The organism is Hydrogenoanaerobacterium saccharovorans, assembly GCF_003814745.1.
Lineage (GTDB): Bacteria > Bacillota > Clostridia > Oscillospirales > Ruminococcaceae > Hydrogenoanaerobacterium > Hydrogenoanaerobacterium saccharovorans.
In genome coordinates this window covers 974,822-990,674 of sequence record NZ_RKRD01000001.1, presented here as the reverse complement: position 1 = coordinate 990,674, position 15,853 = coordinate 974,822, and the positions used below count along the sequence as shown (strand labels likewise).

The window sequence follows — 15,853 nt, the reverse complement described above, 5'->3', positions numbered from 1 at the left end:
CAACACAATAAACAAAAAAAGTTGTGGATGAATGTGCGAAATCTGCAAATATTTGTTTTAACATCATCCTAAGTCCCTATTTTAAACTAATTTTATTAGAAAAATGTGAACAAACAACCTTTTTATTTATTGTTCAACGTTGAATTGGTAAATTTTATTGTGAAAAATGTAAAAATTATAATTTTGTTGTAATTTTTCTTAATTCATCTTGAGTAAGTTCTCTGCACTCACCCGGTTCTAATTTTTCATCAAGGTATAGAGCCCCCATACGTATACGCTTGAGATGTACCACCTTACGCCCGAAATGTTCAAACATGCGCTTAATTTGATGGTACATTCCTTCAACCAGAATTACCTCTACCAACTCCCGTTCGCCCGTTTCAATTATTTTAAGGCTCGCAGGTTTGCAGTTGGTCTTAACATCCAAGGCAAATCCCTCTTCAAATTTTGAAATAATGTCTTGATCAATCGGCTGGTCCAGTTGTGCAACATAGGTTTTGGGCACATGGTTTTTTGGCGATAATATTCTATGTGCAAAATCGCCATCGTTGGTGATGAGCATAAAGCCTACTGTATCCTTATCCAGCCTGCCTGCAGGGAACAAACCATCGCGCAGAAGATATTCCGGGACAAGATCAACTACGGTTTTCTCCCTGCCGTCCCGCGTGGCGGATACTACCCCCGCAGGTTTATTCATCATAATATAACTATACTTGGTTAGTGTTACCGGCTCTCCGCACAGAGATACCTTATCTTTTTGAATATCAATTTTTAAGTCGGCAGATTTTACCACAACTCCGTTTACACTTACCAAACCTTTACGCACCAGTCCTTTCACGTCCTTGCGCGAAATAGTGGACTGCGCAGCCAGCAGCTTGTCCAGTCTTTCGGGTTTCATACGGTACCCCCCAAAGGAATTTTAATTTGAACCTTTTTATAGTAAATAATTCCCACCAAATCTGCAAGCAGCCATCCGATTGGAATTGCCCACCAGATGCCATCCAATTTTAAAACAGGTGCAAGTGTATAGGCAAGTAATACACGCGTACCGAGAGAAATAACCGACAGAACAATGGACATTGTTACATTGCCCAACCCGCGGTACAGCCCATAGAACATAAACAGGTAGCCGATGAGACAATAAAAAGCACTTACAACACGCAGATAATGCCCGCCGATGGCGATAACCTCTGCTTCGGATGCATGTACAAAAATCAGCATCAGTTTATCTGCAAACAGCCATACTGCCGCTGATATTGCGAGGCAGAATACTGTAATTAGAAGCACACTTACCTTGATGCCTTCTTGGATGCGCTGTTGTTTTTGCGCGCCCTTATTCTGTGCAATGTAAGTTGAAAATGCATTACCGAAATCTTGTACAGGCATATACGCAAACGAATCAATCTTAACTGCTGCTGCAAATGCAGCCATTGTGGTTGCACCAAAAGAGTTTACAAGCCCCTGAATCAGCAAAATACCAAAGTTCATCACCGATTGCTGTATTGAAGTAAGCAATGAATAACTTGCTGTCAGGCGAAAAATACGCCTGCTGAATGTGATTTCTTTTAACTTAAATCTTAAAAAATCAAGTTTTTTGAAACAATAAAAAACACAAAGTACCGCAGATAACAATTGTGCAATTACGGTTGCAACCGCTGCACCCGCAATCCCCATTTTAAAGTTGATAACAAACACCAAATCAAGTACAACATTGGTGAGTGCGGCTATAATCAAAAAATAAAGAGGTGTTTTTGAATTGCCCAGTGCTCGCAGCAAACCTGCCGCCCAGTTATATAAAAAAGTGAAGAAAATACCGCTGAAAATAATCAGCAAATAATCTTTGGTATCCTGCATTAATTCGGAAGGAATATTCATAAATACAATAATATTGTCCACAAATACAATTGAAATTATGCTTAAAACCAGTGAAGTTACACCAATAAAAATAAACGAGGTAGAAACTGTGCTTTTTAAGTCTGCATAGTTTTTTGCACCGAAAAATTGTGAAAATACCACCGATGCACCCATACACAGCCCAAGTAAAATGGAAGTGATGAACACCATCAAAGTAAATGACGAACCTACCGCTGCCAGTGCCCCCGTACCGACAAAACGCCCCACAACGATGGAATCGACTACGTTGTAGAGCTGTTGAAACAAATTACCTATCACCATAGGAACAGCAAAAGATACAATTGCTTTTGACGGTGGACCGTGGGTTAAATCTTTAATCATTTATTACTTCCTTTACATTATCATTGCATACGAGTATATCATAAAACACAAAAAAAGGCACGTTACAAACGCACCTTTTTACAGATTTATTCCTTCTCCTGCAGTATCTTCATCATTTCTATTAAATCAAGATCGGTAGTATCTTCAAGCGGGGGTTCGTCGGGTGAAGCTGCAATCGTTTCTTGCGCCGACGAATCCGGGTTTTCTCCCGCAACGCCTACCGTTTTTTCAACCACTGCGGTTTCTTCTCCCTCAGGTAATGGGAGTTCTTTCACGTTTTCCATCGTAGCCGAATTAGCCTCAAATCCATGCATAAATCCGTCCAATTCGGTAGAACAAACGTCTCCTCCTATTACTTTACCCTCCAGCACCAAAATATTGATACGTGCAAAATCGGGGCATTCGGGGTAATTGGTAATTTTATAAGTATAACGTTTGCAGCGTTTGCCTTTGAATTTTTCGAGGTTAAAGTTTTGACTTTTTTGCAGCTTATTGTATTTGTCGTAAACCTCATCAAACTTTTCAGGAATTACAATCTCTGCAATTTCTTCGGGCTCTTTTTCTGTCTCCCAGCCGAACTGAGAGATAAACTCAAGGCGGTCTTTTTCGGTTTTGGCAACACCTTTTAAAGCATTTTTGCTAATTTTTGTGCTGGCTTCCATCTCCACCTGTTCACCTTTTTTTGATATGCGCAGGCCGATGCCATACACCAGCAGCACAATGACAGCCATAAACATAATACCCAAACCTAAAAGCCGTCTGCTTGATATCTTATAGGATTTTACAAACATAGCCACTCCCCCAACTGATTTTTGTCTTATCACCAATATATGAGGGATGGGCGCGAAATATATCAGATATGCAAACAGATATGCTAAGCATTTTTCGAATGCTGAAGCAAACTGCGGTAACTTTTATCTACACTTACCGCACCAAGCGGTGCTGTGATTAGGATGGAAAGTACTGCCACCGTCATCACAAGCTGTCCGCAAGGCAAGCCCATCGACAGTGGTATTGCACCAATTGCTGCCTGTACCGTAGCCTTAGGCATATATGCAAGCATACAGAAAATACGCTCTTTCACTGTAAGTACTGTTTTAAGCAAGCAACACCACACCCCCGCCATACGAAACAGCAAAGCCCCTGCAATAACCAATACCGCCATTGCGCCCGCAGCCCAAGCGTAACGCAGGTTGACTGTGGCACCAACCAGTACAAACAGCAAAATCTCTGCCCCTACCCACAGTTTAGAGAACTTAGCAGAAAGGCGCGCCGCAAGTGCCGCGTGCGTTTTAAAAATTGTTGCACTCATGCTCATCACCGCAAGTAAGCCGGAAATTGGAAGAACCGTACCCAGCAGTTTCTCCAATTCCATCAGCAAAAATGATACGCTGAGCAGAATGATAACCTTTGCAGAATCGCGGATATGCAAGCGGCGAAACAATACAGAAAGGCACAAGCCTGCCCCAATGCCGACTACAAGCCCCGTAACAATAGAAACGGGAATCTGTACAAATGTTATGGGAGAAAACGCTCCCCCTTTTGCCAAACCCGTAAACGAAGTAAATAATACAATAACAAAAACATCATCTACAGATGCACCCGCCATAATTAACTGCGGGATATCTTTATCCGTTCCGTAGCCAGATTGAATCAAGCGCAGCATCCGAGGCACCACCACCGCAGGGGATACTGCTGCAATCACCGAACCCATGATTGCAGCTTCGAGCACTGTTACACCAAGTAAAAGAGGCGCAAGCAGCATCACACCCGCAATCTCAAACAGTGCAGGAACAAAGCACATTAGTATTGCAGGTCTGCCTACCTTTTTCAGTTCCGAAACATCCAGTGCCAACCCTGCACGCGTAAGTATTATAACAAGTGCAAGCTGCCGCAAATCGGTAGAAATTGATAGAATCGAATCATCTAGTAAATTGAGTGCATAAGGGCTGAGAATGATTCCTGTAATCAGCATCCCTAAAAGCGGGGGCAGTTTTAAGCGAGTGAATAATGAGCCTAACATAAGCCCCAATAAAAAAATAAGAGCAAGACTTGTTAACATAAAAACCTCCTGCGAAGAAATAAAAAAGCTGATAATTTCTGCGATATAAAATCACAGAAGTCATCAGCTTAAAAGCGGTTTTGGTTTTACCACGGGAGAACTTCATTCCCTTTATTTACTCGGCTAGTTTAACACATAAGATAAATTTTGTCAATCAAAAACCGGTACAGAAACTCTGCACCGGTTTTTAATTAACAGTAAAGTTTTAGTTGATTTATAAATGCCGATTAATCCTCTGCATTCATCTCTTTCGCATCTTCAATTACACCTGCCTCAAGCATTTGCGGCAGCTGCTCATAACGTTCAAAAGTAAGGGTGAAGTAGCCCCTGCCTTGCGTCATTTGGCGAAGTGCGGTGGTAAAATCATACATTTCGCTCATCGGCACTTCGGCTTCAATCAGCTGCAAGCCGTCTTCGTCAGGGTTCATGCCCAGCACTCTGCCGCGGCGTTTGTTGATGTCGCCCATCAAATCGCCGGTGTTGGCATCGGGTGCATAAACCTTCAAACTGCCGATTGGTTCCAGCAGAACAGGGCTTGCCTGCGGGATACCCGCTTTATAGGCAAGGCTGGCTGCCATTTTAAACGACATTTCAGAAGAATCCACCGGATGATAAGAGCCATCCACGAGTGTTCCGCGCAAGCCTACCATAGGGTAACCCGCTACGGTACCGCGCTTGATGCAATCGCGCAAGCCCTTTTCTACTGCAGGGAAGAAGTTCTTTGGCACTGCACCGCCAACTACTTTTTCGCAGAACTCCAAATCTTCGACTTCACATGGCTCAAATTCAATCCATACATCACCGAACTGCCCATGGCCGCCCGATTGTTTTTTATGTCTGCCCTGTACTTTCACCTTTTTGCGGATTGTTTCGCGGTAAGGCACACGAGGTTTCTCCAAAGTAACCTCTACGCCAAACTTATTTTTGAGTTTGGAGATCAATACATCCAAATGCTGTTCACCAAGGCCGGATACAAGTTGCTGCTTCGTCTCTTGGTTGTTTTCGTAACAGATGGTAAGGTCTTCCTCCATCAACCGCTGAATACCTGCGGCAATCTTGCCCTCATCTCCTTTTGCTTTCGGAGTCATTGCCATTGTCATACTTGCGGTTGGAAATTTGATTGACGGCAGTTTTACAACACGTTTTGGGTCACAAAGCGTATCACCGGTATTTGCCGAAATTTTAGTGATGGCACCGATATCACCCGCAGAAATAAACGCCGTGTCCTCTTGCTTTTTGCCCTTAACATAGATGATTTTACCCAAACGTTCGGGCTGACCGGTAGTTGCATTGATCGGAACAATATCTGCAGACAGCCTGCCTGCTATTACTTTGACATACGAAAGTTTACCCACAAACGGGTCTGCTATTGTTTTAAAAATATAAGCGGCAAGCGGTTGGGTATCGTCGCACTCAATGGTGATAGGCTCACCATCCGGTGTTTCACCTATCTCATCTGCAACCTTTTTCGCTGTAGGCAGTAAGTCCGCAATGCTGTCCAAAATCATATCTACGCCTTCCATGGTAAGTGCCGAACCGCACACCACGGGGGAAATTGTACCGTCTTTAACGCCGTTACGGATGCCGTCGATGGTTTCTTCTCGGGTAAACTCCTCACCGGAGAAGTATTTTTCAAACAGCACTTCGTCGGTTTCTGCAATTGCTTCGGAAATAGCTGCAACCAAGCCGTCGATTCGGTGCCCGGCATTGGGCATAGGTACCTCGTTCGGGTTGCCTGCACTATCGTATTTGTAGGCTTTCATATCTATAAGATTAATGTAACAGGTGACCGTGCGGTTTTCGTAATAAGGAACCACCAAAGGACAAACACTGGGGCCGAATTTAGTCTTTAATTCCTCCAGCACCTTATAAAAATCCGCATTTTCGGTATCCAGCTTGGATACAACAAACATTCTCGCTTTTTTCAGCTGAGTTGCCAATTTATATGCTTTTTCCGCGCCAACTGTTACTCCTGATTTTCCAGATAAAACGATCATAACACTGTCGGCTGCTCTTACTCCCTCGTAAAAGCCTGCCGCAAAATCGAACAATCCCGGGGTATCAAGAAGATTAATTTTTGTAGAGCCCCAAGTGAGGGGAGCTACCGCCATTGAGACGGAAACCTTGCGCTTTGTTTCTTCCGGATCGAAATCACAGATTGTGTTTGCATCAGCTACCTTTCCAAGTCTGTCCGTAGCGCCTGCTTTAAACAGCAGTGCCTCTGCTAAAGATGTTTTTCCAGAACCGCCGTGCCCAGCCAAGGCAACGTTTTTAATTTTGTCAGCCAAGTATTGCCTCATAGTAAGGTCCCCTTTCGTTCTACCCGTTTCAGGGAATTAAACGGGCAACTAAAATAATAATTGTGTAATCTGGATAATTTTATATCACAACTTACAAACAATTATAGTGTAATTATACTACAAATTTAGAACTAATCAAGCCAAATGGCAAAAAAATACACAGTCACCAAGAGAATTTGATGACTGTGTATTGTGCAGTTTGTATAATTTTGACAAAAAACTAGATTCTTCTCAGTGCAGAGAACAGCCAAACAGCAACACCCCACACCGCTTGATAAATCAATACGGTAACCATGGTAGCTTGCGCCATGCTGCCCATAAACGAGAAAAACGTAATGAGCGTATAGCCTAATATCATACCCACAATTTGAACAATGAGACCGATATTGGTGGCAATTTTAACACTTGATGCAGCAGAAACTGCGATTGCAAAACCTGCAAAATTACCGCTGTGAACGATATAGCCCTTATTGCTGCTCTTTTCGTGATGGATGGCATCAAAACTGCTGTGCAATTTAGCAGGCAATATGCGAATCATCTCTTCGGGCAAATCGTAAATGCGTGCAATTTTTGCCGCAGTAAGATTGGGATCAACCGATTTTACCACCACAGAAATGCCCTTCCGTTCCAAATCGCCCAGGGCAACATCAACCTCTTCGTTTCTCACATAGCTAATAACAAACATGGCGGTCAGTTCGCCTGAATTTGCAAGATACAGGATGTCTCTGTCTTCTGTACGGTATTTCGCCTCGTAATCTTTGCTTGGGGTATCAATACCATGGTGCTTCATCAGCTCGCTGTTGCCTATCAACACACGTTTACCGCCTACCCAGCCTGAAATTCCCATTGCATCCTCATACACAAGGTTTTCAACAGGCTTGAGCATTTTTGTATTGCCCTGAATGATGCGCAAAAAGATGTTTTTTACTGCACCATTGCACATACAAAGTACACTGGATGCATCCAGAATTGCCTCGTCGATGCGATTTTTCTCAAAAGTTTTGATGTTATGCAAAAGCACCTCATCGTTGGTAAACAGCTCGCATGCATCTGCCAAAATAACGTTTGTATCGCTGAAGCGTTCCACTGCGTTGTAACCTGAAAGCACCGCGCCGAATTCCGAAAGGCTGCGGTAAGCTTTATGCAAAGGCAAACTGCCAACTATCGTTGCAGTAATAGGTGAAGCAATGGCAAGAATTGCCGCAAATGTAGACAATGCAATAAACATATCCTTGTTAAAAATATAGGACATGACTGCAACCACTACACTGCCTGCAAATATAATTGGAACTGTAATTTTTGCGATGTTGTCGGTGGTGTCATCGGCATAAGACTGCCGGATAAACTCTTCTGCAAAATCGGTGGGCGTACTGTAAGAAATATGCGGCTCATCAATATTCATATCCCAGGTAAACTCTCTGCCAAGCTCACGTTTATTTAGGGTCTGTACTGTGTATTTGGCTACACTTGACGAAATAAACCTAAAGTTGCCTGTAATTCTGCCAACCGTAAACATTTTACCAACGGTGTTAAACATCAGCCCGATTGCTGATACCGAAAAGTATAAGTGAATGTTACTATCTGCCAAGGATGATGGGTTGAGTATAAGAGAAACGCCCTGCATGACCGACGCAAGTACTGCCAAAGCAGCAAGCGAATCGTTGTTTGCCTTGAGTGTAAACAGCCCCACCACACCATTAGAGATGGTGGAATGGCATGCCAAAGTTGCCGCAATGAGCAGTACCATATTGACGATAACAAAAACAGCAGGAGCCCCTGTTGCTGAAATCATTTCGGGTACAGGCACAGGCAAAGTTTGCGATAAACCAAGGTACAAAAGCCCAATGCTGCACACAATCGTCATAATAAACCGCATCAGTAAGTTGCTGCGCAAAGTATCAAGATCGGCTTTTACCTCAGCTGCTTCTGACGGAGAGTTGTATTCTTCCAACTCCATACGAGCTGAAGATTCGTCCTGCGGTTCGGGTATATCTCCATCTATAACAGGGGCGCCGTTGCCAATCACATCACTATCCTGCTCTTTTAGATTCAGTCCTGTAGGCAGGCTTCGAGTATTATCAAAATCGCTGCCGGTAAAACGATCGTCTGAATTAGATATGGGCAAGTCAAGGCGGGTAAACTCACCGGACGCCTCATCATTTTCCTGCACTGAAAAATCAGCACTTGGATTAAAACGGAAACCGCCTTTCAGCTCCGGTTTTGGAACGGGAACGGATTCTTCCGGTGCAGTGGGCGATTTTTTTGGAGCTTTGATGCGGGTACTTTTAGCCGGAGGCTCTGCTGCACTGCCGAAATTGCTGCGGATACTTTCACGATCGGTGCGGAAGGTTTTTCTTGTTCCGCTGCCGATACTGCTTAACCCGCTGTATTTCATCATAAAATCGTCGTTTTCAATCTCTTTGCGTGATGCTTTATTGGAGTAAGGCACTGTCCGTTCTTGCGGATGAGGCTGTGCTGTTGGAGGATCATCCTCCATATCTTCTCCTGCAACTGCATAAATTGCCGATGCCGGCTCATAAATCTCTTCTTCTCGGCTGCGGTGCATGATACGTTTGCCTACCGAGGGATTCTGCTCGTATTTTTCGTCGTATTGTTGTATCTGAGGTGGTGCAGGGCGTCGATAGTCTTCTTCATAACGTTCGTCGTAATCTACACGGCTGGGTGCAGAACGGCGGACGGGACGTTCTTCCTCGTAATACCCCTCGTACTCCACGGGACGGCGAGTTACCGGACGACGCACCGGACGCTGTTCTTCGTAATAATTATCATACTCTTCGGCACGGTGGGGCACAGCAGGACGGCGCACTGGACGTTCTTGCTCGTAATAATCCTCGTATTCTTCGGCACGGCGAGGCGCCGAGCGGCGTACGGGGCGTTCTTCTTCGTAATATTCTTCATATTCTTCGCCGCGGCGAGGCGCAGGGCGACGTACGGGGCGTTCTTGAGCATAGTCGTCCTCATAATCGCCTCTTTGTGCCCGAGATGAAGAATGACGCGCCGAATACTGTTCATCGTAGGTATTGTCATCGCGTTCTTCCCGTGCATAGGCAGTACGCTGCGGAGTCGATGGAGCACGACCCGATTTTTTGTTTTTTATTTCAGCAAGGATGCTGTCGATGTCATAGTTACGATTCATGTTGATCCAACCTCCCCTGTATTACGAAAGGCATCTTCAGTCTGTTTGCTACAGTTTCATTCTTTGGCGGGCAATTTCGTACATTATGATGCCGCCCGCAACCGATGCGTTAAGTGAATTAATCTGCCCAAGCATGGGCAGTGAAACGGTAAAATCGCATTTTTCTTTAATAAGCCTGCCGACACCATTGCCTTCGCTGCCTATAACCAAACCCACTGCGCCCGAATAATCTACTTTACACCAGTTTTGTCCGTCCATATCAGCACAGTATATCCACACACCACGCTCTTTAAGCTCATCAATTGCAGCCACAAGGTTGGGTACACGCACAATTGGTGTGTAGTTTGCTGCACCCGCCGAGGCTTTAAACACAGTGGGCGAAAGCCCTGCACTGCGGCGTTTAGGGATTATAACGCCGTGAGCACCGCTGCATTCTGCGGTACGGATGAGTGCACCGAGATTATGTGGGTCTTCTATTTCATCTGCAATGATGACAAACAGCGGCTCACCCTTTTCTTCTGCCTTTTGATAAATATCTTCAATCGAGCTGTACTCCACCGCTGAAATGGTAGCCGCTACGCCCTGATGATTTGTGCTGCCGCACATAGCGTCAAGCTTTTGCCCGGTTACATCTTTTACAGGGATGCCGCGGTCTTTTGCCATACCGATAATTTTGCCGATGCTGCCTTTACTGTCAGCGGTGCCTATATATACTTTATCAATGCTTTGATCCGACTTTAAGGCTTCTATCACAGAGTTTCTGCCGTAAATCAAATCGGTTGTTTTATCGTCGATTCTATTTTCATTCATCATGCAGTTTCCTTTCGCTGTTTGAGTACATACTGTTTAAAGAGTTGCTGTACACGTGTGCATATCTAATATCAAATTATACCATAAAATATGACATGATGAAACAATAAAAGAGCAAATTTTTACAGCAAGGTTAAGATGAGTACAATTGCTGCACCGACACATGCAGCAGAAAGCAGTTTAATAACCTCCATAATTGGGATATGATACAAAATTCGACGAAGTTTAAGTGAGCCCGCACTTTTCATAAACTCATCCGCATTACGCTTTATTTCGCTCTCATTTTCATCCAATTTTCGATCTTTTACGAATAAAATTGCTCTCTCAAAATAGTCACTTTGTGTATCAACAACCTCAATAATTTTTTTGTTTACTCCTCTGAGCATTTATAAAACCACCTTTCCCACTATTCCAAATTTTTAATTTGACTATTATTGTTAATCTTCTATTACAAATTGTAGATAAGTAAATTATTCCCATACAATGAAGTTTCATTCATATTTGTAACTAAACAGTAACAAACGGTAGGTTTTTACCCTTATTTTACTGTATATACATAGATTTTTAAAAATATACATACCGATAAAGGCGAGAAACAAGCCATTTTCTGCTATGTATATACTATCAGTATTATTCGTTTCCACATTATCCCTACTAAAAGCTGTGGAAAACTCTGTTGAAAGTGTGGAAAGATTCGCAAAACAGCCTTATGAACAGCTGTTTTTATTTTATTAAAAAAATATTCATTTCTGTTGAAAGTTTATTCGTAAGGCTACAAATAGTAATCATCACTTTACAGTTGCTTGTCCTTTAGCGGGTATATTCTCCGCTTGCAAACCGCCCCGCCCATCTGCTATACTGGTTGCACGATTTTAAGCAGGAGGGCTCAATTTGAACAGTACAATTTGCAGGCTTGCCATCCCGGTCGAAGAGGGTTTTTCTCTTGCCGATACACTAAACTGCGGGCAGTGCTTTCGTTGGAACCAAACCGAAAGCGGCTGGTTTGAGGGCGTAGTGGAAGGTAGGTTTTGCTGTGTTTCGCAGGATGATTATGGAATACTGCTGCAAGGAATAGCAGACGGCGAAGAAGATTTTTGGCGGGATTATTTTGACCTTGCCACCAACTATGCGAATATCAGAACAAAGCTATGCAAAGACAAAACGCTTGCCAAAGCCGCTGAATTTGCACCCGGTATCCGAGTTCTGCGCCAGCACCCGTGGGAAACACTGTGTTCTTTTATCATCAGCCAAAATAACCATTTGGCACGCATCAAAGGCATTGTAGCACGGCTTTGCGAGTGTTTTGGCGACGAAATCACCAACGGTGTTTACTCATTCCCTGCCCCTGAACGTTTGGCTGTTCTCAGTGAAGAAGACCTTGCCCCGCTGCGCAGCGGGTTTCGCGCCAAATACATATTGGATGCAGCGCGTAAAGTAAGTACCGGTGAGGTTGTACTTGCAGACATAAAAACTATGCCGTTGGATGACGCCCGTGCAGCACTGCAAAAAATACACGGAGTAGGGCCAAAGGTGGCAGAATGTGCCCTGCTTTACGGTTTTGCAAGAATGGAATGTTTCCCGATGGATGTGTGGATGAAACGGGCGATGAAGTATCTGTTCCCCAACGGGTTGCCTCAATGCGCGAAAGAAAATGCCGGCATTGCGCAACAATACATTTTTCATTATGCTCGCATGTGTCCGGATGCATTCCCCGAAAAAATGTAAATTTTTTATAAACACATCGTATTCTTGACTTTGTCATAAATTTAACGGCAAAGCAGCTGCATAATTTATCTAAAACGCAGTTTGCTTTTTGCGCTTAAATAATCTATAATAAATACTTGGTAAAACGTTGGTATTTATTACAGATGTAAAAAGTTTGTGGGAGGTTTATTTTATGTTAGTATCTGCAAAAGAAATGCTTACCAAAGCCCGCGAAGGCCATTATGCTGTTGGTCAGTTCAACATCAACAACCTTGAGTGGACAAAAGCGGCTTTACAGGCTGCACAGGAGTGCAATTCCCCAATTATCCTCGGTGTATCTGAGGGTGCAGGAAAATATATGACCGGTTTTAAAACCGTTGCCGCTATGGTAAAAGCAATGGTAGAGAGCATGGGTATTACAGTGCCTGTTGCTTTGCATTTGGACCACGGCTCTTACGAGGGTGCAAAGGCTTGCATCGAGGCAGGTTTTTCTTCTATTATGTTCGATGGTTCTCACTACAGCATTGAAGAAAACATTGAGAAAACAAAAGAGCTTGCTGCTCTTGCCAATGAAAAAGGCATTTCGTTAGAGGCAGAGGTTGGTTCTATCGGCGGCGAAGAAGACGGCGTTGTTGGTGCCGGCGAAGTTGCTGACCCTGCAGAGTGCAAAATGATTGCCGATTTGGGCGTTACCATGCTTGCTGCAGGTATCGGTAACATTCATGGCAAATACCCCGAGAACTGGAAAGGTTTGAACTTTGAGGTTCTTGCTAAAATTCAGGATGCTACCAACGGTATGCCTTTGGTACTGCACGGCGGTACCGGTATCCCCGATGAGATGATTCAAAAAGCAATCAGCCTCGGCGTTTCGAAAATTAACGTAAACACCGAATGTCAGCTGGTATTTGCTGAAGCCACCCGCAAATACATCGAAGCCGGTAAAGACCTGCAGGGCAAAGGGTTCGACCCCCGCAAACTGCTTGCTCCCGGTGCTGCTGCAATCGCAGCTTCTGTAAAAGAAAAGATGGAAATGTTTGGTTCTGTAAATAAAGCTTAATAAAACCATTTCAAAAAGAGTCACTTGCTAAACGCGAGTGACTCTTTTTTGTTGCGTATTTGAAGTATTGCAAGATAGATATATCACATTGCAAAAAAGAACCGCCAGTTTGACAACACGCATTTCTCCACACTGCCCCCGCATATAGATTGTTTGATACTATTTATGAGTGCGGTGAGTAAGTGAATGAAAAAAATTAAAGCCTTTGTCATCAACGCGGTGCTACTGACGGTAACTTCTCTGCTGATGAGAACGGTTGGCGTTTCTTTCGGCGTTTACCTGTCCAATAAAATTGGTGCAGCAGGGATAGGGCTTTATCAGTTGATTATGTCTGTGTATGTACTGGCTGTTACACTCGCCACCTCCGGTGTAAATCTCGCATCTACCCGATTGGTTGCCGAAGAACTGGGAAGAAACAATCCATCGGGCGCAAAAAAAGCAATGCACCGTTGCCTTGCGTACAGCATTATTTTCGGTACTGCTACAGCTATCGTACTTTTTGCCAATGCAGAAACAGTGGGGACTACTTGGCTTTCTGACGAACGTACGATTCCTTCACTCAAACTTCTTGCGGTAAGTTTGCCGTTTATTTCAATGTCTTCTGCCATCAGCGGATATTTTACCGCGGTGCGGCGGGTTTATAAAAGCGCATCTGCACAAGTATTTGAACAGCTGATACGCATCACCCTCACGATTATGGGGCTTACCGCCTTTATGCCGCGTGGTTTGGAATTTGCCTGCCTTGCCATTGTGGGAGGAAGCAGTATCGCAGAGTTCTGCTCGTTCTTTTACTCGTTTCTTCTTTATTTATACGACACAAGGCGTTATAAAACCAACAAGCAGCCCGTTGGAGGTTTAACCAAACGCTTACTTGGCATCTCGCTGCCTGTTGCGTTTAGTGCGTACGCCCGCTCGGGGCTTATCACCATCGAGCATCTTTTGATACCGCGCGGACTAAAAAAATCCGGCGCATCTGCCGAATCTGCTCTGGCTTCTTACGGGTTACTGCAAGGTATGGTATTGCCTGTTATCCTGTTCCCTTCCGCCTTTTTACAGGCGCTTGCAGGATTGTTGGTTCCGGAACTTGCTGAATGCCGCGCCCAGTGCCATGAGGTGCGTATTAATTACATAGTAGGGCGTGTATTTCAGGTTACACTGCTTTTTTCTATCGGCGTAGCGGGGGTAATGTTCTGCTATGCAAACGAACTTGCCGTGGCTATCTACAAAAACTACGATACCGCAAAATATATCTGTATTCTTGCCCCGCTTATCCCCGTGATGTATTTGGATACCGCTGTAGATGGCATGCTGAAAGGGCTGGGCGAACAGGTAAGCTCTATGCGGTACAATATTATTGATGCTTCGTGCAGTGTGGTGCTCGTCTACTTTTTAGTGCCGAAGTTTGCACTTGCAGGTTACATCTGCGCTATTTTTTTCACCGAACTGCTCAATGCTTTACTCAGTACCAACCGCTTGGTTTCTATCACGCAGTTCCGTTTTAATTTATGGGCAAGTGTAATAAAACCGATTTTTGGCATCGTCGGCAGTGCTGCTGCATCAAAGCTGATTTTTCGATTGTTGGGCGTGGCGTTTTCGTCACCCGTCAGCGAGGTTTGTTCGCATATTGCAGTAGCTCTTATTGTTTATCTGCTTTTCTTGTGCCTTTCGTGCTGTATTACACGCGAAGATATTGAGTGGGGCGTATCTATTTTTAAATAGCAGATATGGTGAAAAGATAAAAAAGCACTTAGGGTATCATCATTTTTGATGATACCCTTTCTTTTGTTTAGATACGTCCTATTGTATCTAAAGTACCTAATTCCATCTCTCTGCCACAAAACGGACAATCCAGCCTTTGTCTTTCCTCATTTTAACCTATCACTCCACTTGTATAGCGTTTCGTTAAAATGATAAATTTCTATTTCTATCTCGTATATATTCTTTTCTTTGAACATGAAACCACTCCATTTGGTGAAATTATAGCCGTAAGCTTCTTGAACTATCTCCAATCCATTTTTATCAATATCGCTTGCAAGTTGCGGGAATGTAACCTCTTGCCTTTTGTTTTTATTACAGTAGTAGACATGACTAAAATCAAAATCAATTCCGGATATAGTGACTGACGCTTTTCCTGTTTGCTCGGCACTGTTTCCTTCTATTTTGCAATAGCCATTATCAAAGATAAAAGACACTGTGCCATCTATATTGCCTGCCGTTGCAGAATTGCATATCATCGATGTAACCTTTGCATCGTGCAGGCTAAAAGGCAATGTTACATTTGGTTTTGTAGCTTGGTGCATATTGCACTCACCCCCATATAACAAATTTAATAAGATTATATCACTTTTTTGTATTCTGTTATATTCAACCCCGGGAAGCTCTCTTTAACACAATCTAAAAGATTCATCCAGCTATCAATGTCCGCTTCTTTTGCATATTCTGCAACCACAATACCACACCCTATCTATTTGCTTCCCATTTATATTATCACAATACAATTGTTGGTTCAAATAGCAAAAGCGACAGAC

At 43.7% G+C, this 15,853-nt stretch carries 12 protein-coding genes and 1 riboswitch; of the genes, 3 read left to right on the top strand and 9 right to left on the bottom strand.

Annotation, left to right across the window (positions count from 1 at the left end; translation table 11 throughout):
- Positions 1 to 175: 175 nt before the first annotated feature.
- The 8 genes from EDD70_RS04560 to EDD70_RS04525 all read right to left on the bottom strand — a co-directional run bounded on the left by EDD70_RS04560 (position 176) and on the right by EDD70_RS04525 (position 10,950).
- Complete coding sequence (locus EDD70_RS04560; RefSeq protein WP_092752567.1) at positions 176 to 898, bottom strand: pseudouridine synthase; 723 nt, start codon at positions 896 to 898, stop codon at positions 176 to 178.
- Complete coding sequence (locus EDD70_RS04555) at positions 895 to 2,235, bottom strand: MATE family efflux transporter (RefSeq protein ID WP_092752569.1); 1,341 nt, start codon at positions 2,233 to 2,235, stop codon at positions 895 to 897. Before EDD70_RS04555 ends, EDD70_RS04560 begins: the two co-directional genes overlap by 4 nt.
- Before the next feature lie 86 nt (positions 2,236 to 2,321).
- On the bottom strand, positions 2,322 to 3,026 hold the full coding sequence (locus tag EDD70_RS04550; protein ID WP_092752571.1) for a DUF4830 domain-containing protein: 705 nt from the start codon (positions 3,024 to 3,026) through the stop codon (positions 2,322 to 2,324).
- A gap of 83 nt (positions 3,027 to 3,109) precedes the next feature.
- On the bottom strand, positions 3,110 to 4,297 hold the full coding sequence (locus tag EDD70_RS04545) for a cation:proton antiporter (protein WP_092752573.1): 1,188 nt from the start codon (positions 4,295 to 4,297) through the stop codon (positions 3,110 to 3,112).
- Positions 4,298 to 4,344: 47 nt separating this feature from the next.
- Positions 4,345 to 4,416, bottom strand: a riboswitch (Fluoride riboswitch).
- A gap of 108 nt (positions 4,417 to 4,524) precedes the next feature.
- Positions 4,525 to 6,597 carry an elongation factor G gene (locus tag EDD70_RS04540; RefSeq protein ID WP_092752575.1) on the bottom strand — a complete coding sequence of 691 codons (2,073 nt, stop codon included), beginning with the start codon at positions 6,595 to 6,597 and terminating at the stop codon, positions 4,525 to 4,527.
- 220 nt (positions 6,598 to 6,817) lie between these two features.
- The gene (locus EDD70_RS04535) at positions 6,818 to 9,754 is read right to left on the bottom strand and encodes a cation-translocating P-type ATPase (RefSeq protein ID WP_092752577.1); all 2,937 of its coding nucleotides are present in this window, start codon (positions 9,752 to 9,754) and stop codon (positions 6,818 to 6,820) included.
- Between the two features lie 48 nt (positions 9,755 to 9,802).
- Entirely contained in the window at positions 9,803 to 10,564 is a 762-nt protein-coding gene (gene rlmB / locus EDD70_RS04530) for a 23S rRNA (guanosine(2251)-2'-O)-methyltransferase RlmB (RefSeq protein WP_092752579.1), read from the bottom strand.
- 122 nt (positions 10,565 to 10,686) lie between these two features.
- Entirely contained in the window at positions 10,687 to 10,950 is a 264-nt protein-coding gene (locus EDD70_RS04525) for a hypothetical protein (RefSeq protein ID WP_092752581.1), read from the bottom strand.
- Positions 10,951 to 11,455: 505 nt separating this feature from the next.
- Between EDD70_RS04525 and EDD70_RS04520 the strand changes: the two genes are divergently transcribed.
- The 3 genes from EDD70_RS04520 (at position 11,456) to EDD70_RS04510 (ending at position 15,044) form a co-directional block, all read left to right on the top strand.
- Positions 11,456 to 12,289: a DNA-3-methyladenine glycosylase family protein gene (locus tag EDD70_RS04520; protein ID WP_242943085.1), complete on the top strand. Its 834-nt coding sequence runs from the start codon at positions 11,456 to 11,458 to the stop codon at positions 12,287 to 12,289.
- Positions 12,290 to 12,461: 172 nt separating this feature from the next.
- Positions 12,462 to 13,325 carry a class II fructose-1,6-bisphosphate aldolase gene (gene fba, locus EDD70_RS04515; protein WP_092752583.1) on the top strand — a complete coding sequence of 288 codons (864 nt, stop codon included), beginning with the start codon at positions 12,462 to 12,464 and terminating at the stop codon, positions 13,323 to 13,325.
- Between the two features lie 186 nt (positions 13,326 to 13,511).
- Complete coding sequence (locus EDD70_RS04510) at positions 13,512 to 15,044, top strand: oligosaccharide flippase family protein (RefSeq protein ID WP_092752585.1); 1,533 nt, start codon at positions 13,512 to 13,514, stop codon at positions 15,042 to 15,044.
- A 146-nt stretch (positions 15,045 to 15,190) separates the two neighbouring features.
- On the opposite strand, the gene EDD70_RS04505 is transcribed toward EDD70_RS04510, so the two are convergent.
- The gene (locus EDD70_RS04505; RefSeq protein WP_092752587.1) at positions 15,191 to 15,625 is read right to left on the bottom strand and encodes a hypothetical protein; all 435 of its coding nucleotides are present in this window, start codon (positions 15,623 to 15,625) and stop codon (positions 15,191 to 15,193) included.
- Between the last annotated feature and the right edge of the window lie 228 nt (positions 15,626 to 15,853).

What these genes read in the sequence shown, in the direction of transcription:
- EDD70_RS04560 (WP_092752567.1), bottom strand. Translation starts at nt 898, where the DNA reads ATGAAACCCGAAAGACTGGACAAGCTGCTGGCTGCGCAGTCCACTATT.
- EDD70_RS04555 (WP_092752569.1), bottom strand. Translation starts at nt 2,235, where the DNA reads ATGATTAAAGATTTAACCCACGGTCCACCGTCAAAAGCAATTGTATCT.
- EDD70_RS04550 (WP_092752571.1), bottom strand. Translation starts at nt 3,026, where the DNA reads ATGTTTGTAAAATCCTATAAGATATCAAGCAGACGGCTTTTAGGTTTG.
- EDD70_RS04545 (WP_092752573.1), bottom strand. Translation starts at nt 4,297, where the DNA reads ATGTTAACAAGTCTTGCTCTTATTTTTTTATTGGGGCTTATGTTAGGC.
- EDD70_RS04540 (WP_092752575.1), bottom strand. Translation starts at nt 6,597, where the DNA reads ATGAGGCAATACTTGGCTGACAAAATTAAAAACGTTGCCTTGGCTGGG.
- EDD70_RS04535 (WP_092752577.1), bottom strand. Translation starts at nt 9,754, where the DNA reads ATGAATCGTAACTATGACATCGACAGCATCCTTGCTGAAATAAAAAAC.
- rlmB (WP_092752579.1), bottom strand. Translation starts at nt 10,564, where the DNA reads ATGAATGAAAATAGAATCGACGATAAAACAACCGATTTGATTTACGGC.
- EDD70_RS04525 (WP_092752581.1), bottom strand. Translation starts at nt 10,950, where the DNA reads ATGCTCAGAGGAGTAAACAAAAAAATTATTGAGGTTGTTGATACACAA.
- fba (WP_092752583.1), top strand. Translation starts at nt 12,462, where the DNA reads ATGTTAGTATCTGCAAAAGAAATGCTTACCAAAGCCCGCGAAGGCCAT.
- EDD70_RS04510 (WP_092752585.1), top strand. Translation starts at nt 13,512, where the DNA reads ATGAAAAAAATTAAAGCCTTTGTCATCAACGCGGTGCTACTGACGGTA.
- EDD70_RS04505 (WP_092752587.1), bottom strand. Translation starts at nt 15,625, where the DNA reads ATGCACCAAGCTACAAAACCAAATGTAACATTGCCTTTTAGCCTGCAC.